The sequence below is a fragment of the Alkanindiges illinoisensis genome, assembly GCF_004377485.1.
Taxonomy (GTDB): Bacteria; Pseudomonadota; Gammaproteobacteria; order Pseudomonadales; family Moraxellaceae; genus Alkanindiges; species Alkanindiges illinoisensis_A.
This window is the reverse complement of record NZ_SNTY01000047.1, coordinates 68,076-93,675: the sequence shown is the minus strand read 5'-3', so window position 1 is coordinate 93,675 and position 25,600 is coordinate 68,076. Positions and strand designations below refer to the sequence as shown.

At 47.5% G+C, this 25,600-nt stretch carries 19 protein-coding genes; 6 read left to right on the top strand and 13 right to left on the bottom strand.

Annotated features, from left to right (window positions below; genetic code table 11):
• Positions 1-6 precede the first annotated feature (6 nt).
• The 5 genes from pgsA to E2B99_RS10685 all read right to left on the bottom strand — a co-directional run bounded on the left by pgsA (position 7) and on the right by E2B99_RS10685 (position 6,429).
• Entirely contained in the window at positions 7-591 is a 585-nt protein-coding gene (pgsA, locus tag E2B99_RS10705; protein ID WP_034279870.1) for a CDP-diacylglycerol--glycerol-3-phosphate 3-phosphatidyltransferase, read from the bottom strand.
• Positions 592-1,014: 423 nt separating this feature from the next.
• On the bottom strand, positions 1,015-1,812 hold the full coding sequence (locus E2B99_RS10700) for a thioesterase family protein (protein ID WP_134244933.1): 798 nt from the start codon (positions 1,810-1,812) through the stop codon (positions 1,015-1,017).
• A gap of 265 nt (positions 1,813-2,077) precedes the next feature.
• Positions 2,078-3,904 carry an excinuclease ABC subunit UvrC gene (gene uvrC / locus E2B99_RS10695; protein WP_430981478.1) on the bottom strand — a complete coding sequence of 609 codons (1,827 nt, stop codon included), beginning with the start codon at positions 3,902-3,904 and terminating at the stop codon, positions 2,078-2,080.
• 262 nt (positions 3,905-4,166) lie between these two features.
• Complete coding sequence (lpxO, locus tag E2B99_RS10690; RefSeq protein WP_134244931.1) at positions 4,167-5,075, bottom strand: lipid A hydroxylase LpxO; 909 nt, start codon at positions 5,073-5,075, stop codon at positions 4,167-4,169.
• A gap of 145 nt (positions 5,076-5,220) precedes the next feature.
• Positions 5,221-6,429, bottom strand: coding sequence for a hypothetical protein (locus E2B99_RS10685; protein WP_134244930.1), 1,209 nt, complete (start codon positions 6,427-6,429; stop codon positions 5,221-5,223).
• 360 nt (positions 6,430-6,789) lie between these two features.
• Here E2B99_RS10685 and fadB point away from each other — a divergent pair, with 360 nt between their 5' ends.
• Both fadB and fadA read left to right on the top strand, forming a co-directional pair.
• A complete protein-coding gene (gene fadB, locus E2B99_RS10680; protein WP_134244929.1) occupies positions 6,790-8,943 on the top strand; it encodes a fatty acid oxidation complex subunit alpha FadB in 2,154 nt (717 codons plus the stop codon).
• 12 nt (positions 8,944-8,955) lie between these two features.
• A complete protein-coding gene (fadA, locus tag E2B99_RS10675) occupies positions 8,956-10,131 on the top strand; it encodes an acetyl-CoA C-acyltransferase FadA (RefSeq protein ID WP_134244928.1) in 1,176 nt (391 codons plus the stop codon).
• Between the two features lie 111 nt (positions 10,132-10,242).
• Here the strand turns inward: fadA and E2B99_RS10670 are convergent, their stop codons facing one another.
• The 3 genes from E2B99_RS10670 to E2B99_RS10660 form a co-directional block, all read right to left on the bottom strand.
• Positions 10,243-11,121 (bottom strand): hypothetical protein, encoded by an 879-nt coding sequence (locus E2B99_RS10670; RefSeq protein WP_134244927.1) that lies wholly within the window; start codon positions 11,119-11,121, stop codon positions 10,243-10,245.
• A 119-nt stretch (positions 11,122-11,240) separates the two neighbouring features.
• The gene (gene vapC, locus E2B99_RS10665) at positions 11,241-11,657 is read right to left on the bottom strand and encodes a type II toxin-antitoxin system tRNA(fMet)-specific endonuclease VapC (RefSeq protein ID WP_240687808.1); all 417 of its coding nucleotides are present in this window, start codon (positions 11,655-11,657) and stop codon (positions 11,241-11,243) included.
• The gene (locus E2B99_RS10660; protein WP_134244925.1) at positions 11,657-11,890 is read right to left on the bottom strand and encodes an antitoxin; all 234 of its coding nucleotides are present in this window, start codon (positions 11,888-11,890) and stop codon (positions 11,657-11,659) included. The genes vapC and E2B99_RS10660 overlap by 1 nt, the downstream gene beginning before the upstream one ends.
• A 204-nt stretch (positions 11,891-12,094) precedes the next feature.
• On the opposite strand from E2B99_RS10660, the gene E2B99_RS10655 reads away from it, so the two are divergent.
• Complete coding sequence (locus E2B99_RS10655; RefSeq protein ID WP_134244993.1) at positions 12,095-12,805, top strand: DsbA family oxidoreductase; 711 nt, start codon at positions 12,095-12,097, stop codon at positions 12,803-12,805.
• A gap of 101 nt (positions 12,806-12,906) precedes the next feature.
• On the opposite strand, the gene E2B99_RS10650 is transcribed toward E2B99_RS10655, so the two are convergent.
• The 3 genes from E2B99_RS10650 to E2B99_RS10640 form a co-directional block, all read right to left on the bottom strand.
• Positions 12,907-13,974 (bottom strand): HlyD family secretion protein, encoded by a 1,068-nt coding sequence (locus E2B99_RS10650; RefSeq protein ID WP_134244924.1) that lies wholly within the window; start codon positions 13,972-13,974, stop codon positions 12,907-12,909.
• Positions 13,975-14,058: 84 nt separating this feature from the next.
• Entirely contained in the window at positions 14,059-14,265 is a 207-nt protein-coding gene (locus tag E2B99_RS10645; RefSeq protein WP_134244923.1) for a DUF1656 domain-containing protein, read from the bottom strand.
• Positions 14,249-16,345 carry an FUSC family protein gene (locus tag E2B99_RS10640; RefSeq protein ID WP_134244922.1) on the bottom strand — a complete coding sequence of 699 codons (2,097 nt, stop codon included), beginning with the start codon at positions 16,343-16,345 and terminating at the stop codon, positions 14,249-14,251. Before E2B99_RS10640 ends, E2B99_RS10645 begins: the two co-directional genes overlap by 17 nt.
• Positions 16,346-16,653: 308 nt before the next feature.
• Here E2B99_RS10640 and E2B99_RS10635 point away from each other — a divergent pair, with 308 nt between their 5' ends.
• On the top strand, positions 16,654-17,958 hold the full coding sequence (locus tag E2B99_RS10635) for a hypothetical protein (RefSeq protein ID WP_240687807.1): 1,305 nt from the start codon (positions 16,654-16,656) through the stop codon (positions 17,956-17,958).
• A 388-nt stretch (positions 17,959-18,346) separates the two neighbouring features.
• On the opposite strand, the gene htpG is transcribed toward E2B99_RS10635, so the two are convergent.
• Together htpG and E2B99_RS10625 are read right to left on the bottom strand one after the other, a co-directional pair.
• Positions 18,347-20,314 (bottom strand): molecular chaperone HtpG, encoded by a 1,968-nt coding sequence (gene htpG / locus E2B99_RS10630; protein ID WP_134244921.1) that lies wholly within the window; start codon positions 20,312-20,314, stop codon positions 18,347-18,349.
• A gap of 216 nt (positions 20,315-20,530) precedes the next feature.
• Positions 20,531-20,827: a lysozyme inhibitor LprI family protein gene (locus tag E2B99_RS10625; protein WP_430981477.1), complete on the bottom strand. Its 297-nt coding sequence runs from the start codon at positions 20,825-20,827 to the stop codon at positions 20,531-20,533.
• A 572-nt stretch (positions 20,828-21,399) separates the two neighbouring features.
• Here E2B99_RS10625 and E2B99_RS10620 point away from each other — a divergent pair.
• Together E2B99_RS10620 and E2B99_RS10615 are read left to right on the top strand one after the other, a co-directional pair.
• Positions 21,400-23,103, top strand: a complete 1,704-nt coding sequence (locus tag E2B99_RS10620) for a PQQ-binding-like beta-propeller repeat protein (RefSeq protein WP_134244919.1) — start codon at positions 21,400-21,402, stop codon at positions 23,101-23,103.
• A gap of 153 nt (positions 23,104-23,256) precedes the next feature.
• Entirely contained in the window at positions 23,257-25,551 is a 2,295-nt protein-coding gene (locus E2B99_RS10615) for a TonB-dependent receptor (RefSeq protein WP_134244918.1), read from the top strand.
• The last annotated feature ends 49 nt before the right edge of the window (positions 25,552-25,600 follow it).

The following is a 25,600-nucleotide window of genomic DNA, read 5'->3' as shown; positions in this document are numbered from 1 at the left end:
GATGATTTAAGGCTGCTTTAAATATGGCCATGCGGCACGTAAATAAATAATCATTGACCACAAGGTTAAAATCACTGCGGTATATAACAAAATATATGCGGCTGGCTCAATGGCTTTCCAGTTGAGCAGAAATACGCTAATGGCAATCATCTGAAAAGCAGTCTTGTACTTGCCTACCGTCGATACCGCCACGCTAGTGCGCGCGCCCAGTTCCGCCATCCATTCCCGCAAGGCGGATACAGTAATTTCACGCGAAATAATTACAATGGCGGCAAAAGCCATGCTAATGGTAGGCTGCCATTGCACCAGCACGATTAATGCCGCAGCGACCATTAGCTTATCTGCCACGGGATCCAGAAAACGGCCAAAGGCAGAAGTTTGATTGAGTACCCGCGCCAGATAACCATCCAGCCAGTCCGTTACAGCCGCCAGAATAAACAGGCTGGTCAGGATAATATGCCGTGTCCAGCTTCCTTCATGCCCATATACCCCAATGGCGGGTGGCCAATAGGCAATCAGCAAAAAAACAGGAATCAGTGCAATCCGTGCAATGGTTAGAATATTGGGAATATTTAAAATCGTTCCTGCCATAGAAAAATCCACTAGAAGGAATAAGGAAATTCATTGCATCATATCATGAGCGAGGAAATAACAAAGCACTGCTTTGTCCGAGCGCAAGACGAAAGCTGTGCTTGAGTGGCGAGGGTCAGTGGCGATTGAGAATCGCCACCCGAGCGCAAGACGAAGGCTACGCCTGAGTGGCGAGGAGAAACTAGCGATTCTTGCGGAGTGTTAATTCTCACTCTACCCGAGCGCAAGACCTTGCGGCATATATGCCTCATATGCTTGAGTGGCGAGGAATGAATGGCATTGCCGTGCAAGAAAGCAACTTCGTTTTAGGAACAAAACATAATTAAGTGTTTTGGCTTCTCGCATCATCTGAGCGCAAAACCTAACCTCACCTTTTAAACGGCAAAGGTCAGCACAAAAACCTTGCTTTGCCACTTTCTATCATTAAATAAATACTGTGACTGTTTGACGACTTAATGCCACCAGTCTGCCTTGTGCATCCCAGATTTTGGCTTGCGTATAGGCATAGCCATCGCCTGCAAATTCAGTATTGACCTGATACTGCCACCAGCTATCCCCGCTGGCTTGTGCAGGCAATTGAATCAGTTCCAGGTTCCAGCTCAGTGAACTGGCTGGTGCCACACGGTTATACATTGGCAATACTGAGGGTGGCCACATGTCGCCCAGCACAAAGAAATGCGGTAGATTAATTTTTGCCACTTTCTCAGTGGGTTTTAGGCGCATCCAGCCGCCAAAATCCGGCTGCTTTGACCCGGTAAATGGCATCTGGCCTTCGGCCCACATGGCATCAAAATGCTGGAAAAACTCAGGCGTCATGCCGGGAATAAATGGTAAAGGCTGACATTGTTCAGGTGCCTTAAACACTGGGGCATCGTGGCGACCCGGCAAATCAATCATGGATTCACGACCTGCACCAAAACTGGCCACCAGCACCGATTGTACCTGCCCTTCCTGCAAGAGTTGCACCTGAATGCTGGTGACTGATTTACCCGTGCGTAACACCTGCGCGTTTAAGTGGGCAGCACCCGGCGCCACTGGGCCGATAAAACTGACAAACGCAGAACGCAATACCTTGGCAGTGTCATTCACCAGTTGTTCAGCATGCGCAACCATCAGGCCAGCCACCAGTCCGCCAAACAAAGCACGCCCCTGTCCCCAGCCTTCAGGAATAGAAATTTCCTGCTGCTGTGCGGCATTTGCCAGTAATTGATCCAGTTGCATGGTGCTCTCCAGTTTTTAAAGAAATACAAACGCACTTGAGCCTACCCATGAGCATACCCAAGTGAGTTCCTTTTTAGACAAAAGTAATGCATTTCTATAGCAAAAAATATGACCTAAACGTTCAGGCTTTTTTTAAAAACTGCCACACCTCAATCTATTTTAAGATTAATACCATTTTAAATCAGTATCTTATTTTTATTCTTGCTGCTTTAACCACCTTCCTGCCAGTGCCAACACAACGACAGGAAGGCGGTAAAAAAGCTGTTTATTCATGCAGGATTTTATAAACAGTGCGTGCCAGCGCCTTGCCAAAACCGGGCACCAGCGCCAGCTCATTTTCCGACGCTTTAAGCACGCCTTGTATGCCGCCAAAATGGGTGAGCAAATCACGGCGGCGTTTTGGCCCAAGTCCGGGAATCACTTCCAGTACCGAGCCCCCGCGCTTTTTATCTCGCTTGGCACGGTGTTTGGTAATGGCAAACCGATGCGCTTCATCACGCACCTGCTGAATCAGATGCAGAGCCTTGTTGTCACTTTCCAGCTGGATTTTATGGCCATCGGTAAAATGCAGGGTTTCAAGACCGGGTTTACGCCCTTCCCCCTTGGATACGCCAATCATAAAGGCATCCAGTTTCAACTCATCCATGACTTCCATCGCCATTTTAAGCTGGCCCTTACCACCATCAATCAGCAATAAATCCGGTAATGGGGCTTTTTTATAACGCCGGGTTAAGGCCTGACGCATGGCCGCATAATCATCACCTGCGGTAATATCCTTGATATCAAACTGGCGATAATCACGTTTACGGGCGCCACCCTGATCAAACACCACGCAGGACGCTACCGGCGATTCACCCATGGTGTGACTGATATCAAAGCATTCAATCCGGTCAATTGAGCGCTGTGTAAGCTCCTGCAACACTGCAAAACGCTCACGCAATTCCAGATGATTGGACAACCGGGCGTGCAAGGCATTTTCGGCATTCATCACCGCCAGTTCCAGCCATTCCGCCCGGGTTTCACGCACCTTGTTTTTAATTTGCACACGCTGATCAAAATGCTGTTTTAAGCCCTGTTCCAGACTGGGCGCATCCGGTAAAGCTACGTTAACAATTAATTCCTCCGGCAATTCATCGGCAAACTGAAAATAAAACGAGGCCATAAATTCAGACAGCATGCAGCCGAGTTGCTCATCGGTGCTGGTCTGACTATCGCCATTTTCCTGATAGGCAGATGCCAGATCCGGAAAAAATGCCTTGCCGCCCAGCATACGGCCGCTACGCACATTCATTACTTGCACGCACACCACGCCAGCCTGCTGCGCAATGGCCAGAATATCGGCTTCACCTTTTACCTTATAGACAGCTTGCTGGGCTTGTACTTCACGCAACAAACCCACCCGGTCACGATAAAACACCGCTTCTTCAAACTTGAGCTGTTCGGCGGCGCGCTCCATATTGCCAATCAGTTCCTGATTTAGCTCACGGGTATCGCCCTTTAAAAAGCGAATTGTGTGTGCCACATCCTGTGCATAATCTTCCGGGCTTACCATGCCGACACACGGCGCACGGCAACGCTTAATCTGGTATTGCAGACAAGGCCGCTTACGCTGGGCAAAAAAGTTATTGTCGCACTGACGCACCATAAACAGTTTTTGCAGTACCAGCATGGTCTCACGTGCACTGGTCGCACTGGGGTACGGCCCAAAGAATTTACCGGCCTGATGCTGGCCCTTGCCACGTCCAGCCGCCAGCCGTGGGTAAGGCTTGTCGCTGGACACAAACACATACAGGTACGACTTGTCGTCACGCAGCATGATGTTATACGGCGGACGATGCTGCTTGATCAGGTTTTGTTCCAGCAGCAGCGCTTCGGTTTCACTGCGCACCACCATGGTTTCAATATGCACAATGCGGGCAACCAGCGCACGGGTCTTGGGATGGTCAATGGTTTTGACAAAATAGCTGGAAACCCGGTTTTTCAGGTTTTTGGCCTTGCCCACATATAACAGCTCACCGTTTGCACCGAGCATTTTGTAAACGCCGGGCAGGTTCGGTAAATTGGCAAGAATGGCACGGATATTTGCGGTAATATCGGCGCTGGACTGGGGGAGGTTCAAGGATTCTATCATCCCCTATAAATGAGGTTAACTGGCTAAAATTCAAGCGTAAATCAGGCCTAATTGCAGCCTGAAACATCATTTACTCTAGCCTGCTTTGCGTGCTGAAAATAGGATGCCCACGTAAGCTTAGGTAAAGAATTTTTAGTAAAAATATGACTTAAATTTTAGACATAAAAAAAACCTGAGTTGGATCAGTTCCACTCAGGTTTCCTGGGAAAACAGATTTTAAAACTTAGGCAAAGAAAATCAGGTAAAAAATGCCGCCAAAAATCACCCATTTCAACAGGTAATACAACTGACGATTGGTTTTTTTCAGGTTTTTGGCGCGAATACGGACCTGATACAAATAGCGAAATGCCTTGTTAATGCCACCAGTTTGGTCACCCACTTCATTAGGCGAGCTGGCTGCTGTCATCACATTCCTGGAAAACCAGCGGTTAAAACTGGCCACCAGTTTTGAACTTAATGGGCGCTCCACGTCACAAAACAGGATAATGCGGTTCTGATCCGTGGCATTTTCGGCATAGTGCATAAAGGTTTCATCAAACACCACGCTTTGCCCATCGCGCCAGCTATAGCGTTCGCCATCCACCTCGATAAAACAGCGGTCATCATTGGGTGTCACCAAGCCCAAATGGTAACGCAGTGAACCCGCATAGGGATCACGATGGCGTACCAGACGGCTACCCGGTGGCAGCTCGGTGAACATCGCAGCCTTAATCGTCGGTAGGGTTTTTAGCAAGGCGGTGGTTTTGGGGCAAAGCTCAGCCGCTGATGGATGGTGGCTGTCGTACCATTTTAAATAAAAGCGCTTCCAGCCGGTTTTAAAAAATGAGTTAAACCCTGCATCATTATAGGTATCGGATGCCTTGATTTCGCCCTGGCTGGACAATGCCTGCGCTTCGTCACGAATCATTTGCCAATTGGCATCCAGCACCGCCAGATCATTTAAATGGCTGGCTTTGGCATTAATATAAGGCTGATTCGGCACCCGGGAAAACAGGTACATCCAGATATTAATGGGCGCCATGAGGGTGGAATGATCCAGAATCTGGCGTTTTAGCGGCTGTTTAACCCGTCCGCGCCGCTGCACATAAATAGCAGAAACAATAAATATAGCCAGGATAATCCACTTAATCATGCAGCACCTGCTTCAAGCAGCCTTAAAAATTGGCGCAATTTTAGCATTAGCCATCAACGATTGATCAAAATTTAAGAAAATTATCTGGTAGGTGCCCAAGAATAAACAAGCGGGCTATTGAAGTCCGCTTGTCTTGCTTATTTAGTTAGCAAAAAGATAAGGCGCCATAGCAGCTGGACGTACTTGGTTGATTTGCTAAATCTAGTGGAACATCAATAGTGCCTGATGTACCGAGAGCATCTTTTGCAGCATCTATTACTTCTTGTGATGGCGGAGCTGCCGAATCATTAGCTTCTGGATCAGGATTGACTGTTTCTATTTTTGCTTTATCAACGGCCTTATCAATGGCTTTGGCTGCAACGTCATTATAAGTTAAACAGCTAGTTTTCAGGTTGGTAATAATATTTGCAATCAGAAACTGGTTTACACCCTGAGCCAGTTGATATTGCTGGTAAGCAGTGAGCAGATCGCTAAATAACAACTTACCACTGGCAAATTGCGCATGATAAATTTTACCTTGATATTCTATGGCAAACATATATTGAACACGGCCTTGAGCATCATAGTTTTTAAGTTGAATCGCTCCCCAGTTATAACCTGCCCAGTTATATCTAGTCACTAATGCTGAAGCTGATATTCCGTCATCAAAATTCTGATTAGCCCACTCCTGCAAATTGCGTACATTAGCAATCACTTGAGTTTCATCATTGGGCTGAAACTCAAGCATACTTTTACTATATTCGGTGCTTACTGGCTGGCGGCATTTTGCACCCTCAGGAAATACATCATTAGCGGCTAACATTTTAGAGACCAGTGATAATTTTAAATCCCTGTAATCAGGATTATTTTGATAAAAGCCAACAAATGCTGCGTCTGATGGTGCAAGAATTGGCGCAATCAATTTACCTTTTAGATCCATGACTTTAGAGTTTGTGGTAATTTCCAGCCCTTTATATCCTTGCGGATTATAAGGAATGCTGACCAACTCCTCATCAGTAGCTGACTTGATAAAGCTGTCGCGAATTCCCTGAGCAGAATTAACTGTTGCAGGCGTTTCTGGTTGATAAAGCTCAGTTTCTGTTAAAAAGTAAGAGCCATATTGCTTTGCAGTGGCAGCATGATTTGTCTTTAGATAAAGAATATCATTTTTGCGGGTAAAGGTATTTTTTTCAGTGGTAGCCTCATCAATACCGAGTTTATAACTATAAAAAGTATCTTTGTTATCAAATAAAATATTGTTAGTAGAAGCAACCGGATGATTGGTAGTGGCACTTCCTTCACCACTACCGCCACAAGCGGACAAGGCCAATGTCAGCAGGCTAATCAGTGAAGCCATCCCTAATTGTTTTTTCATGGTTTTAGTCTTATGTCCTTAATCAAATAAATGGAATACAAACAATTAAAAAGAATTTTACCGGCATCATGTTCTGATAATAGTAATCACTCTCTTTTGGATGACTTTCTTAGGTAAGTCATTTACTCACTATTGCTTCACAATTTTACAAAGCGACACATAAAAAGTCATGTAAATTTTGACTGGTTTAACAATTCGTGACCATTGCGTCATTAAGTAAGCAATATCTATTGTCATTTTGCCCTCATCTTGGCGTAAACTTAGCGCAATTTTTACTGTCTTTGTTGTTAAGCAGGTTTTTTATGCAAGACAAAGGCGCCTTACGTTCCTTAAAAGTCCTCCAAAAACAGGAGATTAGGCATGATCCACTCTGGCAATGCCATTACCGTCCAAATGCTTTCGGACGGGATAGCAGAATTCCGCTTTGATTTACAAGGCGAATCCGTCAATAAATTTAACCGCGCTACCGTTGAAGATTTTGCTGCTGCAATTGCTGCGGTAAAAGGCAACAACGATATCAAAGGCTTAATCGTGACCAGCGGTAAATCCAGCTTTATCGTTGGTGCAGATATCACTGAATTTGGTGACAATTTTGCTCAGGGTGAAGCCGCCATTGCTGAATGGCTTGGCCCGGTTAACAACATTTTCTCAAGCTTTGAAGACCTGGATATTCCCAAAGTTGCAGCCATCAACGGCATCGCGCTGGGTGGTGGCTTTGAGCTGTGTCTGGTGTGTGACTACCGTGTGATGTCAACTGCCGCACAGGTTGGCTTGCCAGAAGTAAAGCTGGGGATTTTCCCGGGCTTTGGTGGCACAGTGCGCCTGACCCGCGTGATTGGTATTGATAATGCCGTTGAGTGGATTGCCACTGGCGCGCAGAAGAAACCAGAAGCTGCGCTTAAAGATGGCGCGGTTGATGCCGTAGTTGCGCCAGAAAAACTGCAAGACGCAGCCATTGATCTGGTGAAGCAGGCACTGGCTGGCAAGCTGGACTGGAAAGCCAAGCGTCAGGAAAAACTGGACCCGGTGAAGTTAAATCCATTAGAACAAATGATGGCGTTTAACAGCTCTAAAGGTGTGATTCTGGCCAAGGCCAATCCTGCCCAGTACCCAGCGCCAAAACTGGTTCTGGATACCCTGCAAGCCTCTGCCAGCATGGGTCGTGATGATGCACTGAAAGCTGAAGCACAAGGCTTTGCCAAAGCAGCAGTCACTCCACAAGCTGGTGCGCTGATTGGCCTGTTCCTGAGTGATCAGGTCGTGAAAAAAATCAGCAAGAAGCATGAGAAAAATGCACATCCAGTGAACATGGCCGCTGTACTGGGCGCTGGGATCATGGGTGGCGGTATTGCTTACCAGTCTGCTGTTAAAGGCACGCCAATTATCATGAAGGATATTGGTAACCCGCAACTGGCACTGGGTATGAAAGAAGCCAATACCTTGCTATCCAAGCAGGTTGAGCGCAAAAAACTGACCCCGGCCAAAATGGGTGAAACTCTGGCGCGTATCCGCCCAACTTTAAGCTATGACGAGTTTAAAGATGTGGATATCGTGATTGAAGCCGTGACTGAAAATCCAAAAATCAAGGAAGCAGTTCTGGCTGATGCCGAGAAATCAGTACGCGAAAACACCATTATTGCGTCCAACACCTCGACCATTTCCATTACCCGTCTGGCCAATGCATTGCAACGTCCAGAAAACTTTGTCGGCATGCACTTCTTCAATCCGGTACACATGATGCCTCTGGTTGAAGTAATCCGTGGTGCCAAGTCTTCTGACGAAGCAGTGGCAACCACTGTGGCACTGGCACAGAAAATGGGCAAAACCCCAATCGTGGTGAATGACTGCCCGGGCTTCCTGGTAAACCGCGTCCTGTTCCCTTACTTTGGTGCGTTTGACCTGCTGTTAAAAGACGGCGCGGACTTCCAGCAAATCGACAAAGTGATGGAAAAATTCGGCTGGCCAATGGGTCCTGCCTACCTGATTGACGTGGTTGGTATTGACACTGGCGTACATGGTGCTGAGGTAATGGCGGAAGGTTTCCCTGACCGCATGAAGCCAAGCTACAAGGGCGCTATTGAAATCATGTATGACAACAAACGTCTGGGTCAGAAAAACGACGTTGGTTTCTACAAGTACGAACTGGACAAAAAAGGCAAGAAAGCCAAGAAAGTTGATCCAGCCTCTTACGAGCTGATTGCCCCAATGGTGACTGGTGAAAAACGTGCGTTTGACGACCAGGAAATTATTGACCGCATGATGCTGGCCCTGTGCAACGAAACCGTTCGCTGCCTGGAAGACAACATTGTTGCGACCCCTGCTGAAGCCGACATGGCCATGATTATGGGTATTGGTTTCCCGCCATTCCGTGGTGGCCCATGCCGTTACATCGACCAGACTGGCGTGGCTGAATATGTTGCCAAATGCGACCAGTATGCCCATCTTGGCAAAGCCTATGAAGCGCCACAAATGCTGCGCGACATGGCTGCCAACAACAAGAAATTTTACGGTTAAGGAGCTGCGTGCATGAGTAATTTAAATCCACGCGATGTTGTGATTGTTGATGGCGTTCGCTCTGCCATGGGCAAATCCAGAAACGGCATGTTCCGTAATGTGCGCGCTGACTCTTTATCTGCCGAGTTAGTGCGTGCGCTGGTACGCCGCAACCAGTTTGACGTGAATGACGTTGAAGACCTGATCTGGGGTTGTGTCAACCAGACTTTAGAGCAAGGCATGAACATTGGCCGTAACATTGGTTTGCTGGCTGACTTGCCAAAAACCGTGGCTGGCCAAACGGTAAATCGCCTGTGTGGCTCGAGCATGCAAGCCATTCATACTGCGGCAGCGCAAATTGCAACCAACCAAGGTGATATTTTCATCGTGGGTGGTGTTGAGCATATGGGCCATGTGGGCATGATGCACGGTATTGACATCAACCCGGAAGCGTCCAAGCACTACGCTAAAGCCTCCAATATGATGGGCCTGACCGCTGAAATGCTGGGTCGCATGAATGGCATTACTCGCGAAATGCAGGATGCCTTTGGTGTTGAATCTCACCGCCGTGCCTGGGCTGCCACGCAAGAAGGCCGCTTTGCCAATGAAATCATTGGTGTAGAAGGTCACAATGCTGACGGCTTTAAAGTGCTGTGCGAAATTGACGAAGTGATTCGTCCTGATGCCAACCTTGAGTCTTTTGCAGCGCTGCGTCCTGTGTTTGATCCCAGCAAGGCCGGTACAGTGACTGCGGCAACGTCCTCAGCGCTGTCTGACGGTGCATCTGCCATGTTGTTGATGAGTGCTGAACGTGCCCAGTCTTTAGGCTTAAAACCACGTGCAGTAATCCGCTCTATGGCAGTTGCTGGCTGTGACGCGGCGATTATGGGTTATGGTCCAGTACCAGCGACTCAAAAAGCCCTGAAACGTGCTGGCCTGACCATCAACGACATTCAAACCGTTGAGCTGAACGAAGCATTTGCAGCCCAAGGCTTGTCCGTGATGAAGGCATTGGGAATCATGGACAAACAGGACATGATTAACCTGAATGGTGGTGCAATTGCGCTGGGTCACCCACTGGGTTGCTCTGGTGCGCGTATCACTACGACACTGCTAAATGTGATGGAACAACAAGACACGCAAATTGGTCTTGCCACCATGTGTATTGGTCTGGGTCAAGGTATTGCGACCATTATTGAACGTGTTTAAGGTTTGATAATGTGGTAAGAAAAATCCCCGTGTAATGCGGGGATTTTTTATTTAAAGTTAAAAAATTTAATCATTTTTTCATCGTCATTCTTCTTTTTACTGGCTTTGTTCTCAGTTACACATACCATTTTTATGAGTATAGCAATTTTTCTTTTGATTAAATTTTAAAATTTCCTTTGTCCCATTTTTAGGAAAGTCGTCCTGCCAATCCCTATGACCAAACTGTGAATAAGTTACTTGGATGGGATACAAGCTCTGTGCATTTGCATCTTTTAAAATCTTATAGTCTTTGCTAGATCCACTATATTTAGGATCATCGGTATTGTACATTCCAGAGTTATCTGAAGAGCCGCCAAAATAATATTGCTCAATCCATCCAGACTCATTTAATACGATTAAAAAATTATCCTCACTCACTGTGCCTGTGGATGTGTAACCTCCACTATAGGTAAAGCCCAGCTGATTCTTGCCTATCTGTTGCATATTTACGAAAGAAGACGCATTTAAATGCGACACGCCCCAACTGCCTGAAATATCTATATCGGGTCGTGTTTGGCTAAGTAATTGGTATTGCCCTGTCTTTAAACGTTTAAACAAGTAAAGTTCAACTTGTGGGCGCGCCGGATGACCACTATTAATTTCTCCATCCTTCTGATCAAATTTTTCTATATAAACAATAAAACGCTTTTCGCCTTGTAAGTTCTTATAACTTATCACTGGATTAAAAACAGCATATTGAATATCTCCTTCTGCATTTTGCAGCCCAATAGCCTGATCTGTTAGGTCTTTCATTTTTAAAAAGCGCAGATCTTTTTGATGAAATTTCATAAATACATGTTTGTATTCTAAATTTTCTAAAATAACTGGATTACTTTGATTCAAATGGACAATCGCAGCAATAGTATTACTTTGCTCAGCATATAGTTTTGATGATGGAAACATGCCTAAAGTTAATATCAAGATTTGGCTTTTTATCAATTTCTGTTTCATATTTCATCTCTAATTGTTTTAAAAATAGACAATTATTAAATCATCATTAAGCAAGAACTAATACTTTGATTATTGGTCTGTTATACTTTTAAAGTAAAGAATAATTCACCCTATAAAAATCAGGCTAATTCGTCTCTTACCCAGTTCTCCAGCCTTAATTCCTCTACTCGACAGAATTCCTGCGTATTGTTCGTTACCAAAATTAAATCACTTGCTCGTGCATGGGCAGCAATCCACAAGTCATTGGCACCAATAATCTGTCCCTGCCGTGCCAGCATATTTCTAATTTGCCCGTAATGCTCTGCCGCTTTATTGCTTAACGGTAGAACTGGTATCAAGCGAACCAGTTGCTCAAATTCCTGTAGCATTCTCGTTGTATACTGGCTTTTATAAGCACCGTACTGCAACTCTCCCCAAGTAATTTGCGAAATCACAGCATCACCAACGCTTAAGCTTTTAAATTTTTCCAACACCTCCAATGGCTTATTTTTGTTAATATAAATGCAAATATTGGTGTCTAGCATATAGGTTGGCATTATAGGTCTTCGCGCTCCTGCAAAGGTAAATCTTCACGTCCCTCAGCAAAAAAATCATCGGGTAAATCAGTCAGAATTTTAAATGCCTGCTCTAAATTGCTAGCAGGTCTTCTCAACACTAGCTCATCGCCACGCTGAAAAATCTCCAATTCATCGACGTCTACCCGAAATGCTTTAGGTAAGCGCACGGCTTGACTATTACCCGATTTAAAAACACGTGCAATATGGTTCATGGCTTCCCTCCTAAAAAGTGAATACTTAAAGTATATACAAAATAGAATTAACTGCAAGTGCATCATTTGTATTGCTAGATCTAAATTTGCTGCATTTGAAATATTGGCTTTTACAAGAAGTCATTCAGCCTAAACTGGATTATTTTGTGTTGATGTTTATAGTTCAATTATGTTAAACCAATGAGAGCACTTCTGATGAATCCTATACGCATCGACATCTGGTCAGACGTGGTCTGCCCCTTCTGCTATATCGGCAAAAAACGTCTTGAGAACGTCGTCCGTGAGGCTGGGATTGACATCGACGTGCATTGGCACAGCTATGAGTTAGATCCCAATGCACCTGCCAGCCATGACAGCTCCAATACCGAACGCCTCGCCAAAAAGTACAGTAAAACGGTTGCTGAGATGGAACAGTCGCAGCGGCAAATGGCTGAAATGGCAGCCGATGAGGGCATTGATTTTCAGTGGCAAAAAGCGCAATCGGGCAACTCGTTTAATGCGCATCGCATCATTCATTTGGCAAACAATCACGGGCTGGCCGATACGGCTAAGGAAGCATTTTTCTATGCATATATGACTGAAGGCCTGGCCATTGGTGAGCGTGATGTGGTGGAACAGGTGGCAGCGCGAATTGGTTTACCTGCCAATGAAGTTAAAGCCGTGCTGGATTCTGATCGTTTTACTGATGAAGTGCGACAGGATGAACAAATTGCCCAGCAGCAACTGGGTATTCGCGGTGTACCATTTTTTATTTTTAACCAGCAAATTGGTTTGTCCGGTGCCCAGCCGCGTGAGGTGTTCCTGCAAGCACTCCAGCAGGCAGCCAGCATTAGCGCCAATACTGACGACGACATCGAAGACCAAGCAGCACCAGTTTGCAATGATGAAGCCTGTGAAATTCCTGATAACAAATAACATTCCTAAATAAGCATTCTATATACTTTTAGCTATAAAAAATCCCCGTTCAGTACGGGGATTTTTTTGTTGAAGCCTTAAAGCATTTAATCATGGCTTCATTAGTTATTTCGCCGATTGTTTTCCTCAATGCGTACAGTCACAGTACGCCCGGCCACCAGCATGCTGGCATCGGGAATGGTGTCCAATGTTACGCGCACTGGCACCCGCTGCGCCAGCCGCACCCAGTTAAAGGTGGGGTTAATGTTGGCCAGCATGCTGCTACTGGATGTGCGTTCGCGGTCTTCAATACCGGCCGCAATGCCCTGCACATGGCCTTTGAGTTCGCGGCTATCGCCAATCAGCTGCACACTCACCGGATCACCCACATGAATGCGTGACAGCTTGGTTTCCTCAAAATAACCCACCACATAAAACTGTTTGGGATCCAGCAAGGCGGCTATTGGCTGGCCTGCCGTAATGTAATTGCCTGCCTTGAGGTCAAAGTTGGACAGATTGCCATCACTGGGCGCTTTCACCTGTGTACGTGACAAATTCAGCAAGGCCAGATCCAGCGCAGCCTGCGCACTGGCGACATCAGCCACTAACCCCTGCCTGCTGGTACCCACCGAACTCAGATTTTGCCGCTCCACTTCAACATTGGCTTGCGCCTTTGCCAGATTAGCTTGTGCTTCCAGTCGCGCAGCCCGGTAACGATCCTGTTCCTGTCGTGATACGGCATTGGCAGTTTCCAGTTGTTCAATACGGGCCAGATCGCGGCGCGCGCGCTCAGCCTCAGCTTGTGCAGCTTGTACACCTGCCTGTGCCTGATTAATGGTGGCTTGTGCACTAAGGCGTTGTTGCTGCGAATTGGCCAGATTTGCCTGTGCTTTAGCCAGATTCGCCTTAGCCTGTTCTACGGCAATTTCAAAACGGGCCGGGTCCAAGGTAAACAGCACCTGATCCTTTTTAACCAACTGGTTGTCCTGCACCAGCACATCTTTCACCAGGCCTGAGACATCGGTTGAAATGCGCATCACATCACCCCGGATGCGACCATCACGCGTCCAGGGCGCCTGCGTGTAATAGCGCCATAAGGATAGCGCCACGGCGACAGCTGCAATGGCAATGATTGCAAAAATAACAATGCGCACAACCTGTTGAGACTTGATGTTCAGTGTCGTCTTCATGATGCCTCGTCACATAAAACCAGTTAAGCCGTATTGAGGGAAATCGTATTTATTTAAACCCTGGCCAGCCAGAAGTAGGCTGGTTTAAAACAGCAGGTGGCAAATCCACACAATCAGCCCAAGTACAATAATGTACAGGCACACGTTAAAAATCGTTGGCAGCGCCATCCAGCGGCTCAACTGCCAGTTGTCCAGCAACCGGATTAAGCCGCTATACAGCACATAAGCCAGCAAGGCCTGAATCAGGATCAAGGGAATATAAATCCCGTAAAAATTAACCTCGCCAGCCATATGTTTCTCCTAAAGCCGGAATCGGTTCACTGGGCACCACATAATGCCCCGCATGCTGGAACAGGCTACGTCGCACCCCGGTTAACGCCACCAGTACCTGATCACGTAACATGCTGCTAGGCTGCAACAATACCTGTGAAATGAGCTGGTCAATGTGCTTCAACAATTGTGCCGTATCAAATTCCTGATTGCTCAGGCGCGCCTCATACCAGTTCCAGAGTTGCTGCAACAACTGGCTCACCTGCTGGCTACAGGGTTCTGGAAGCTGATTCAGCGTGAGTTTGAGCCGGATGATATTGGTTGCTCCTGCCAATTCCATAATGGACTGGCTAATATCCGCCTGTATGGCTGGTGCCCGCAAAACCCGGGGTGCCATCAGGCCAATCCGGTCCAGCAGGCGGCGCATATAATACGCCCATGGATGCACCACCGGCTTTTCAATAATCTGCTGTACATCGCGCCACTGTGACCTGACCAGTCGCTGTACACTGCGTTCAGGCGTGGTACTGCGAATTAGTGCCAGGGTAAAACTGGGAATTAAAATCCCAAGCACAATGGCCAGGCTGTTATCAATATAAGCCCCGAATACTGGCTCATTCAGGTTGCGAATATTCAGGCCCATGGCAGTGTTAATCAAAATCGGTAAGGCAAATCCGGTTAAGGCCGGATAAGGCAACATGCTGGTAAAAATCAGGAAAAACGGGAACAGTACCAGCATCAGGGTAAAAAAATCATGCACTACCGGGAAAATGGCAAACTGGTAGACAAATACGACCAGCGCCGAGTAAATACTTGCCAGCCGAAATGACGCCAGTGCAGGCACCGGATTATCCAGAAAAGTTAAAATACACGCACACACGGCGGTGATTTGCGCCGCCATAAAGCCATACTGCCAGCCACTCATATGCCACAAGAAGCACACAATACCAATCGCCAGAAATGCAGACAGTGCACCACGCAGTGCCACGCCATGATCTCTGTATAAGCCGCGATGCAAGCGCAGGTCAGATAATCCATTTTGGTCAATAAAATTTGGTAGGCGCTGCCCGGTTTTAACGCATTGCCAGATCAGCCGCAGGGTCTGGAAATGCTGGATAAAAAAGATAAATGCCTCACGCGCGCTCATGATCATCAGCTTTTCGCGGGTATCGGCAATCGCCAGCATCTGCTCAAATTTTTGCAAGATGGATGGCGGAATAAAGCTGAGTTCAGTCTGGTTTTCTGGCGACTTACCTGCAATAAACTGCTCGGTTTGCTGCTGCACCTGCATTAGCAAATTATCAAAACTGAGGGATGATTCCTTGAGCGTATGCACGCGGTCAGCCAGTGCTACCAGTGCAGGAACCAGCAATATCATTTGATGCTGCAATGCCTGCACACTACGGGTTTGCCGTCGCAATGCACTGTTTTCATACGACAGGTGAATGGCCAGCGCATGCATCTCGGTGCTATCTGCGGCAAAGCGCTGCGCTTCTTTTACAATGGTTTCCGGGCTGCTATGCCCTGCCAGACAATTCTTGAAATTGCCTTCAATGTCGCTAAACCATTGATCAATGCGGCCCGACAATATGCCAGCAATATTTACGGGAAAAAACACCCGCGAAATCACCGTGGCACACAAAATGCCAAGCGTAATTTCTTCAAAGCGCGACAGTGAAATATCAAACAAATGGGTCGGATCAGCCACTGCACTAAAGCCAATCATGGCCGTGGTATAACCGGCCAGCATAAAAAAATAACTGCGCGGCGTGCGGTCCAGCAGTGACACATACAGGCAAAAGCCAACCCACAGCGCAATGATCAGGCTAAACGGTAGCGGACTGTTAATAAATGGCGGTAGCACCAGAATGGACAGGCAGGCCCCGGCCAGTGTACCCAGCATGCGATACACGGCTTTGGACGACAGCACACCTGCCAGCGGATTGGCCACAATAAATACCGTCCCCATGGCCCACATTGGATTTTGCAGGTTTAGGGAAATGGCAATAAACAGCGCCAGCATGGCAGCCAAAAAGGTTTTAATGGCAAAAACAAGATCGTTGTTGCTTGGCCTAAAGGCCAGTAACGTCTGGAGTAACATGCTTTATGGCTCTATGATTAACACAGCGGTCAATCATTGAATTAAAACAGAATCTAGGAGCACAACCAGAGAGTTTGTGTTGGAAATTAAAACTTAAGGCAGTCTTAAGAAAGTTATTTTATTACTTTTTCTTAAGAATTGGTAGTCAAAATTAAATTTGACTAACTTAAGAAAAAAGCAAGCATTTTCTTGACCTATCGCCGTAACAATTTTGTTTTCTTATTCGTTGTTATTTAACAAAAAAATAATAACAAAAAAATCCCTGCTGCCCTACTTTTAAGCCATCAATTAAAATGTTTTTTGAAAAAATGAAAATTTATTTTTTGGGTGTAAGTACCATCATTGGTTTGAGCTTGTTTGCCAATCAGCCTGCACTGGCAGCAACGGCAAATACATCATCAAGCAAAGTTATCCAGACTACTACCAAGTCATCTAAATCATTGAAAAATAAAGCAAAGTCTAAAAAAACTTCTGCTGGCAATGCACGCAAAGCAAGTTCCGCACAAAAAACAAAGCGCAAGCCCCGTCCCAAAGTGGTTCAGCCTGTTGCGGCCAATAGACAGCCAGTTCTTGAATCTGTTCCCGCTGAACAGCCCACTAACCCTGATACTGACAAAAAGCCGGAATTCATGTTAAGCGTTATTCCTGAAACCATCGATGCCATGCCCACTATTTTGCCGGCAGAATCTCAGGATAAAATCGTTGCTTCACAGGAAGAAACCAAGGATAAAACCTGGGCAGACAAACGACATGAGCGCTTTCGCCAGTATTTGCAACGGCAGGCCTATAAGATGGATGACTGGTTTGGTGAGCCAGATCCCGAAAAACCGGCACGCGCCAGTATCCGGGTGATGGCAGATACCACCTGGAATGAATATGATGATATTGAAGTCAAGCCCCGGATACGTGGCAAGATCAAGCTGCCAACCCTGGAAAAACGCCTGAGTCTGGTGTTTGGTGATGACAGTCTGGACGATGAATTACGTGGCAACGTGGCCATTACCAATCCCAATGCAGCGGCTGAGCCTAAAAAAACGTTAGATCAAGACGCAGCCAAGCGTGAAAACAACTCGTTTGCTGTACGCTTTAGTAACTGGATGAAAACTGATTTGTTTGATACCGACTTTGACGTGGGTTTGCGTGATGGTGCAGAAGATGTCTATGGCCGGGTTAAAATTTCACGGGACTGGACGCTACCGGATAATTTCACCACCCGCGCTGAACAGGTTTACCGCTATGGTTCCAATAGCCAGAACTACGCACGCACCAACCTTGAAATCCGTCATCATCGCGATGGCGAGCCGTTTCTTGCCGATCAGGCCAGCATTACCTATGCCGACGAGGACAAGGATGTGGGCGTACGCTGGGAAAACCGTCTGTTTCGCCAGCACAGTTTTTTCCACGATAACACCTTTAGTTATGGCCTGTATACCGGCGGCCGTGCCAAGGACAAGGATTTTCACTTAAATGGCTACGGCCCGTTTGTATCGTGGCGCCAGCCGTTTTTGCGTGAATGGTTTTATGTACAGACCGATGTAAACTACTACAATGACGAGGATCTGAATCGCGACCATTACCTGTCCACCTTCCTGCGACTCGAAGCGGTATTTTAGGTCAAAGTAGTATGTTAAATGTTTGCTAAACGATAGATTTCTGGCAAACCTTTGATCAGGCTATGATTTGATTAAACTATAAATGGCCTGATCAACATACTCTCCGTGTAATTTTTCAGTGTCTGTGATGTGTTGAATGAATCCCACCCACGGCAACCAGCGCGCTAAAAACTCCCGATTTTTACTGGTCAATTCAAATAAGGCAGTTGCATGTGGCAGGTCCAATAGCGCTAGTACCAATGAAGGGCTAATCTGTATTCTAAACATGGCTATTTTTCTTTAATACTCTGATTTTTAATAATCAGCATAGCAGTTTTTAGTTATTTTCAGGATTAAAAAAGGGAGCACCCGGCTCCCTTCTTACAGCTTCAGGTTTATTGCTAAACTCTTAACCCAACAACAGGTTATTAATGCGTTTTAAATAAGCAGCTGGGTCTTCTGGGACACCACCTTCAGCCAATAATGCCTGATCAAAAATTACATTGGCCAAGTCCTCGAATTTATCTGTAGCTTCCAGACGTTTCACCAGTGGATGCTCTGGATTGATTTCCAGAATAGGCTTGGTTTCCGGTACAGGCTGACCCGCCTGTTTCAGCATACGCACCAGTTGTGGTGACAAGTCCTGATCACCTACCACCAAACAGGCCGGGCTATCGACCAGACGTGTAGTGACGCGCACTTCCTTGGCTTTGTCTTTTAAGCTATCGGTAAGCTTGTCCAGCGTGGGCTTCAAGGTTTCTGCCGCAGTTTCAGCGGCTTTTTTCTCTTCCTCGTCCTGCAATTTGCCAAGGTCAACCGCACCTTTAGCCACGCTTTGCAGTGGAGTACCGTCAAAGTCGGTCAGGAAGTTGAGTGCCCACTCGTCCACACGGTCGGTCATTAGCAACACTTCAATGCCTTTCTTCTTGAACAGCTCCAGTTGTGGACTGTTCTTGGCTGCCGCCAGACTTTCAGCGGTCAGGTAGTAAATCGCGTCCTGACCCTCTTTCATGTTGGCCTTGTAATCGGCAAATGAAACAGTCACGTCATCAGTGTTGGTAGAGGCAAAACGCAGCAGCTTGGCAATTTTGTCCTTGTTGCCAAAATCTTCGCCCAGACCTTCTTTCAGCACCGCGCCAAACTCTTTATAGAAGGTGGCAAATTTGTCCTGCTGTTCCTTGTCCTCGCTCTTGGCCAGGCTATCCAGCAGGCTCAGCACACGGCGCGCATTGCCTTCACGAATGGTGCGCACATCCTTGCTTTCCTGCAACAATTCACGGCTCACATTCAGCGGCAGGTCAGCGCTGTCAATAATGCCTTTCACAAAACGCAGGTAGGATGGCATCAGGTTTTCCGCTTCATCCATAATGAACACGCGCTTCACATACAGCTTTATGCCGGATTTCTGCTCGCGGGTAAACAGGTCATGCGGTGCCTTGGCTGGAATATACAAGAGCTGGGTGTATTCGGTGCTGCCTTCAACCCGGTTATGACTCCAGGCCAGCGGTGCTTCAAAGTCATGGCTAAACTGTTTGTAAAACTCGGTGTATTGCTCGTCTGAAATGTCTTTTTTGTTGCGGGTCCACAGCGCACTGGCCGAATTGATGGTTTCCCATTCATCGGTCAGCACCATTTTGCCTTCTGCATTTTCAGCATCGGCACCTTCTTCTGCTTCCTGCCAGACTTCCTTTCTCATCTGGATCGGCAGGCTGATGTGGTCGGAGTACTTGTTAACGATTTGCTTGACCTTCCACGCTTCCAGATACTCTACGGCATCGTCACGCAGGTGCAGGATGATGTCGGTGCCACGGCTTTCCTTAGTGATTTGCTCAACATCAAAATCGCCTGTGCCGCCACTAATCCAGCGCACGCCATTGCTGGCTGGCTCACCGGCCTTGCGCGATTCCACGGTAATCTTGTCGGCCACAATAAAGCCGGAATAAAAACCCACGCCAAACTGGCCAATCAGCTGGGCATCGTTTTTCTGGTCGCCGGTCAGTTTGGACATAAAGTCCTTGGTGCCGGATTTGGCAATCGTACCCAGGTTATCAATCGCCTCGCTTTCAGTCAGGCCAATGCCGTTATCGCTGATGGTAATGGTTTTATTGTCTTTATCCAGACTAATGCGCACATGCAAATCCGGGTCATTTTCATACAGTGCGCCATTATTAATCCCTTCAAAACGCAGCTTGTCGCAGGCATCCGAGGCATTGGAAATCAGTTCACGCAGGAAAATTTCCGGATTGGAATATAACGAGTGCGTGACCAAATGCAGTAGCTGGGCAACTTCAGCCTGAAAGCTATAACTTTTGGCCTGTGCATTGCCGGTTTGAGTGCTTTTCTGATTTTCTGTCTGGTTTTCGGTAGATTCGCTCATTGTTAACTCCTGTTTAACCCAAAATGGTTTGTCAAACGGAGTGGGGCCAGTTCTGTTTTTTTTCAAGCATATTGTTGCCTGATTGAACTATTTTTATGCAATGAAATTGGCTTTGGTCAATAGTTTGACTTTGGAAAAACGCTTGTTAATAGGCTGTTAATAACCTCAAAGTTATCCACAGATTGGCTTATTTTTTATCCAAAGCTAAAAAATCCCTTAAAATGGGCCATGTGAAAATACCCGGTCCTGAAGCATCTGATCCAGTTGTTTTTGCCGGTTTTGATAGGCATTGGCAATGCATGCAACATTACTGCCACAACCATTGCGCTGTTTGAGCCAGATCACCTGCTCATCAATCAGGTGGTCACGCCCGCCCATCGGCACCGCATGGCTAATAATATTAAAAGTGGTTGCCATTTTAACATCACGGTCATTGAGGCCACGGTTGGCACAAATGGTTTTTTCGGTATTCAGGCGTGCCTTATTGCAATCAAAACTGGCGGCCTGCGCCATTGAACCCACACCTGCCAGCAACAGGGTTACCAGTAAAAGCTGCTGTATCTTTTTCATCTGTTTTATCCGGTCACGCCAAATTCATATTTAAAGTCTAGCTAAGGTCAACAGCGCTTACATATGATTTTTGCGCAGGATTGCCTGCTGTTTTGTAAGGCTTTGCCTAAACAATGAAGATTTAAAAGCAGCTTGTAGTTTGGCAGTAAATAACTCCAAGAAAAATGCATGTGGTTTTAGTACAACGCTTAAGAGAATTGATTTGCTAACGCTTACTATCAGCGCAAATGGCAGTTTTCGCCAGTTGATTTTAGGCAGGCTTTGCAATAATCAGTTTATGCCTTGCAGCCTTTTATCTAATATTCAAATGAGTGGAAAGCACGGTTGAAAAAGATTTTTAGCTAAACCACAGCAGGGACATAAAACCTAGCTTTTTGAGTAATTTGGATAAAACTGTGACGCTGTTCTCTTGGCTTTATCAGTACTGGCTTGTCACAATGGCATCAAACTGAAAAACGATAATACCAGCGTAATAAACAAAGCAATGCACGCATCAAGAATAAGGAGGCTTCAGGATGAAGCATTACGGGTTAACGATCTTACTGGCTATTAGTAGTCTGGGCAGCATGCAGGCTGCGCTGGCCTCACGCTGTAACACCCCCATTGAACCGGTGCAACAAGTGCTGGCCAACAGCTTGGGTTATAACCTGAGCAATACCCGGCAGGGCATTTCAGCCATCAATTCTGGCAATGTCAGCCAGCTTGAACTGGCCTATGTGCACGTTGCACCAGACCCGGATGCCACCGAGCGCCGAGGCTCGCCCGTACTCACCCGGCAAGTGATTTATACCCCTACCCGCTCCAGCATTGTGGCGCTGGACCGTGCCACGGGCTGTGAATACTGGAGCTATACCGTCAAGGTCGGTTCCTCGTTGTCTGGCGGCGATGGCTTTCGTGCCATGAGTTATGTGCCTGCAAGTGGTAATAAGCCGCCATTGGTCGTTGCTGGTGACAGTGAAGGCCATGTGCATGTCATGAATGCCCAAACGGGTCAGTTGCTGTGGCAGAAATTTGTGGGCACTAATCCGGCTTATCACCGCATTACCGCCACGCCGCAGTTTTATCAGGGCAAGCTGCTGGTCGGCATGGCATCACGTGAAATTTTTACTGCCCTGTCCAAGCTGGTGCTGGCCTGTTGTGAATCGCATGGCCTGCTGGTTGCTATAGATGCCTATACTGGCAAGATCGACTGGACCTATCACACTACTGCCCCGGCCCAACGCCAGTGGGATTTACTGCAAGGTCCTAATGGCGTGCCGGTGTGGAGCACCCCTGCCATTGATGAGGCCAGCCACACGGTTTATATCGGTACAGGCCAGAACTACAGTGCGCCCACAACCAACAATTCAGATGCCATCATTGCGCTGGATACCCGAAATGGCAAGGTTAAATGGACTTTTCAGGCCACGGCCAGTGACTCCTACCCGGTGGCCTGCGCTGCGCCATTCCCGCTGGATGGCCCCTGCAACCCCCTGCACAGCAACGATTTTGATTTTGGTGCCTCACCCATTATCCATACCACCAGCAGTGGCCAGAAGGTGATTCTGGCCGGCTCGAAAAATGGCATGGTTTATTCACTGGATGCCTCAAATGGCAAGTTAAACTGGCAAAAAAGGGTGGGAACCGGCGCTAATTTAGGGGGTATTCACTGGGGTATGGCCACCGACCAGCAACGTCTATATGTGGCAGTCAGTGATGTGATGATCAATAAAATGAATGCCCTGTCGCTTGACCAGATCAACATGCCTTTTAGTGATACTGCAAATACAGCCACTTATCCCGGCACTGCCCAGCCGGGTGGGATGTCACTGGCGCCCAATGCCAAGCCCGGTATTTATGCGCTGGATATTGATCACGGCAACCTCCTGTGGGAGCAGCATCCCAGCCATATCGCCAGTGACGGCAACAGCTATCCTTCGGCCTATTCGGCAGCAGTGGCGGTCACCAATGATGTGGTGTTTGCCGGTTCGCTGGATGGGGTGATGAAAGCCTTTCGCAGCAGTGATGGCAAGGAGCTCTGGTCATATAACACCGCCAAGCCGGTCAATGGGATTAATGGCATCAGTGGCCATGGCGGCACCATTGATCAGGTGGGTGCGTATATTGGTGGCAATAATCTGATTATTAATTCCGGTTATGACCAGTTTGGCGGTGCAAATACCTTACAGGCTGGACCGGGTAACGCAATGTATGTATTCAGGCTGGCAGGAACACGATAACCTCTGATTTTTGATGCAGTTTATCATTGGTGCCAGAAGGCTAGATGCTGTGGTTTACTGGTAAAACGCATCAAATCACTGGTTTTTTCAAGCCTGTTTTCGGTCCCTGTCTAACCCCCTGTGATAGATCGCTTGCTGCTTTAGGATTCTGTAATGACTGACCTGCCGGTTTTACGCCTGTTACTCAATTTACGCCTTAATCCTCATTACCAGTCATTATGGATCATCAAGCCCTTAATTCCGCTGATCTTGCTTTGCCCTGCGCTGTCGGTAATGGCGGATTCTGGCACACCTGACCCTCAGCAGGTACAACAGCAGCAAACTGGCATAGGGTCTGGCAATATGGCAGCAAGCAGTTCAACTCACAGTCCGGCCAATCAAAGCCCAGCGCCTACGCTGCTCCCTACCATTGTGGTCACCGCTACACGCAGTGGACGTGATGCCTTTGAATTGCCTGCCTCGGTAGACCGTATTGATGCCAGTACTATTGCCAGTGCAGGGCCACGGGTTAACCTGTCTGAAGCTCTAGTGCGGGTGCCCGGCATTAGTGTGCTCAACCGGCAAAACTACGCACAGGATTTGCAAATTTCCAGCCGTGGCTTTGGCGCACGTTCTACGTTTGGCGTGCGTGGCGTGCGCCTGTATACCGATGGCATTCCAGCCACCATGCCGGATGGTCAGGGACAAGCCGCCAACTTTGACCTTGAAAGTGCCGAGCGGCTGGAAGTACTACGCGGGCCATTTTCTGCCCTGTATGGCAATGCGTCGGGTGGCGTGATTCAGCTATTTACCGAAAACCCCCAGCCCGGCCAGAATCTTGAAGCCGGAGTATCGGCTGGCTCGGATGGCCTGCTGCGCGAAACCCTTAAAAGCAGCGGCAAGTCAGGTGATTTCAGTCATGTGCTTAGCCTATCCAACATGGAAATTGATGGCTACCGTGAACACAGTGCTGCCAAGCGTCAACTGCTAAACGCCAAGCTGGGCTATGACCTGAGTCCTGATTCCAGCCTGATGCTGTTATTCAATGCCTTGCACATGCCCGAAGCACAGGACCCGCTGGGTCTAACCCGCAGTGATGTCAATGCCAACCCAAAAGCAGTGGCACAACCTGCGCTGGATTACAACACACGAAAAAGTGTGGATCAAAACCAGCTGGGTGCCATATTTAAAGGCCGTATGGGTAGTGGTGACATTCAGATTACCGCCTACGCAGGCACACGTGACGTGCGCCAGTTCCAGTCTATTCCCGTTGCCCCACAAAATAATCCCAATCATGGCGGTGGCGTAATTGACCTTGATCGCAACTATCAGGGTATGGACTTGCGCTATAGCACCGAACACAGCTTGCTGAAGCGGCCGCTACGCCTGACCGCTGGTGTATCACTGGATCAAATGGAAGAAACGCGCAAGGGTTTCCAGAATTTTCAGGTCAATAATGGTGCCACCACACTGGGCGTACTGGGTGCAGTAAAACGCAATGAAACCAACACCGCCAGCAATGTTGACCCTTATATTCAGGCTGAATGGGATGTTGACCCGCAATGGATGCTGAGTGCTGGTTTGCGCAGCAGCCATGTGCGCTTTAAGTCTAATGATCATTATATAATTAATGGAACAACGCCAGCGAACAGCAATCCAGACGATAGTGGCTCACGCCAGTTTTCTGATGTCACACCAGTGTTTGGTGCACTGTACCGCTATTCACCTGATCTGAACCTGTATGCCACTGCCGGGCAAAGCTTTGAAACCCCTACCCTAAATGAAGTGGCGTACCGGGATAATACGGTACAAACCGCAGGCTTAAATAACATGGTGCAATCCAGTAGCGGCTGGCATTATGAAGCAGGCATCAAGGCCAGACTTGCTGAGCAACTGCGTGTTAATGCCGCCCTGTTTCGTGCTGATGTGGATGATGAAATTGCCGTGCTGAGTAACAGTGCTGGCCGCTCGGTATATCACAATGTGGGCAAAACCCGCAGGCAGGGTGCTGAACTGGCTGTTGAAAGCCAGCCATTTGACAATTTGCGCTTGAATGCTGCCTTCACCTATCTGGATGCCAGCTACCGTGACCGCTTTAGTCTGGGTTCCAGCGGTGATGTTGCTGCGGGCAACCAGATTCCCGGCACCAGCAAAACCATGACATTTGCTGAAGCCGAATGGGCCATTCAGCCTTATTTAAAAACAGCACTGGAACTGCGCCATAGTGGCAAGATTTATGTGGATGACCGCAATAGCGATGCTGCCGAGGCTTATACCATTGCCAGTTTGCGTCTGGTGGCAGAACACAGTTTTGGCCCTTATACCCTGCAGGGCCTGGCCCGGCTGGATAATCTCACTGACCGAAACTATATTGGCTCGGTGATTGTCAATGAAGCAAATGGGCGTTTCTTTGAACCCGCGCAAGGCCGCAACTGGCTACTGGGCCTTAAGCTAAACCGGCAGTTTTAGGCCAGCAGCTCATGCCTGTTTACACAATGATTTTTCTAGAGTAGCGAGC